Source organism: Thermostichus vulcanus str. 'Rupite' (genome assembly GCF_022848905.1).
Classification (GTDB): domain Bacteria; phylum Cyanobacteriota; class Cyanobacteriia; order Thermostichales; family Thermostichaceae; genus Thermostichus; species Thermostichus vulcanus_A.
In genome coordinates this window covers 1-1,934 of sequence record NZ_JAFIRA010000107.1, presented here as the reverse complement: position 1 = coordinate 1,934, position 1,934 = coordinate 1, and the positions used below count along the sequence as shown (strand labels likewise).

Below are 1,934 nucleotides of genomic sequence, written 5' to 3'. Positions count from 1 at the left end.
ATGTCAACCATCCCGAAGATGACCCGGATCACTATGTCTCCACTGGGGGGCCGCTGTGGTTGATCGCGCCGCGCTTTTTCTACCACGAGGTGTTTTTCTTTAAGCGACAACTGTGGCGCAAGGGGCGTTGGGATCTGCTGGAGTGGGGTTTAAGTCGGCTGGTGGTGATCCTCACCTTTGGCTTAGCCATTGCCTTTGGCTATACCGACTACCTGATGAACTATTGGTTGCCCCCCGCTTGCCTTATGGGGTTGCTGTTGGGGTTGTTTTTTGACTACCTACCCCATCGCCCGTTTCAATCCCAAGAACGGTGGTATAACGCCCGTGTCTATCCCGGTTGGTTGACGAATATTCTTCTGCTGGGGCAAAACTACCACCTGATTCATCACCTCTGGCCTTCCGTGCCCTGGTACAAATATCAGGCTGCCTATTGGGCTGCCAAACCCGATTTGGATGCGCGCAACTGCCAGCAAACCCTTGGCATTTGGCAGAAGGGCGAGTTTTGGAGCTTTCTGTACGATGCTCTGATCGGCTGGCACTGGCATCAGCCCGCCTCACCCCACCCCGTCCCAGAAACGGAACCGGAATCTGTGGGATCCCGGGGATTGGAACAGCCAGACCCTGCGGATCCCCAACCCGGTTGACCATGGTATTTCCAACGATCCGGGTGCCCCAGTTGCTGCTGTTTGTGGAAGCAGCCAGTTTGTTGCAAGATTCAAGCCAAGTGCTGTTGCAGGCTGGCCAAGCCGCTGCAGATTTGCCAGAACTGATCGCCGCCGCGCAAGCGCGTGCTGAAACCCAACTGGAACCGCTCGGGATCCCGGCAGATCTACGGGCGCAGGTGTACGGGATCCTACGGCTGACGCCCCCCCAATTGGTGCTGGCTGACCTGCAAGATTTGGTTGACAACGGCTCTGGCCCAGATGTGGAAGCTTTTCTGGAGCAGGTGGGATCCGCCTCGACCCTGTTACGGTTTCCCCCCGCCTTGGTTGGGTCGGTGGCCCTCGGATTGTTGCTGGAGCGGCTGGACTTTTCAACGGAAGAAGCCGAAGCTCTGCGGACGAACCGGGCTCAATTGGAACAGACCCTCGCGGAGCTAGCCAGCCACTATGCCATCGACCTAGAGCCGCTGCGAACCGCCACCGAAATCGCGCTACAACCCGCTTCGCCAGAAGAGCTCGTGCAACTGGGACAGGATCTCTGGGCGGTAGAGTCTGAGGCGGAGCCTGAGCCTCAGCTGGAGCTGGCGGGGCCGCTGCTGTTCATGATGGTGGCAGATCATCTGTTGGCAATGGAGTCTGTCCTCACCCCTGAGCAACGGCTGGATTTACAAACCAATCGCGGGCAGGCAGAAACCCGCTACCTGGCCATGCAAAAATTGGGCCGCATCGAAAACTTGGCCGAACAGCAAGCTTATATTCAGGCTTGGATTGACCAGACCCCCCCCGCCGATTTGCTGCGAGCTTTGGATCAACTTTTTGCGGTACTGGAAGTGGGCTCTTGATCCTAGCCTTGAGGAATCCTTGCTAGATGTTAAATGCTAGGTATCGTGAATCCGGCTGATGCCCGCAATCAGCACACGGAAATTCGTTTGGTACGGGTGGATTAACCCAATCTCGACCCAAAATCCGGGAGTCCCATCCCCTATGCTGGAGGGAGGCAAAGGGATCCCGTTTGAGGTGTGAAGGTGGATTGGGGCAGCCTATTTTGGATTTTCTTGATCTTCAGCTCTCTGCAACCGCTGTTGGATCGCCGTGTGCAGGAGTTCCGTCGTTTGATGGCGATTCGGGAACTGGAGCAAAAACGGGGCAGCCGGGTGATTTTGCTGATTCACCGCCAGGAATCGATTAGCTTCTTGGGGATCCCGGTTTCCCGCTACATCAGCATCGAGGACTCGGAGCAGGTCTTACGGGCGATTCGACTGACCCCACCCA

General features: G+C 56.8%; 3 protein-coding genes. All 3 read left to right on the top strand.

Annotated elements, in window-relative coordinates:
* The coding region (locus JX360_RS17295; protein ID WP_244353475.1) for a fatty acid desaturase at positions 1-644 on the top strand (644 nt) is incomplete at its 5' end.
* A 2-nt stretch (positions 645-646) separates the two neighbouring features.
* Entirely contained in the window at positions 647-1,504 is an 858-nt protein-coding gene (locus tag JX360_RS17290; protein WP_244353473.1) for a hypothetical protein, read from the top strand.
* A 183-nt stretch (positions 1,505-1,687) separates the two neighbouring features.
* The coding region (locus tag JX360_RS17285) for an SDH family Clp fold serine proteinase (protein WP_425244439.1) at positions 1,688-1,934 on the top strand (247 nt) is incomplete at its 3' end.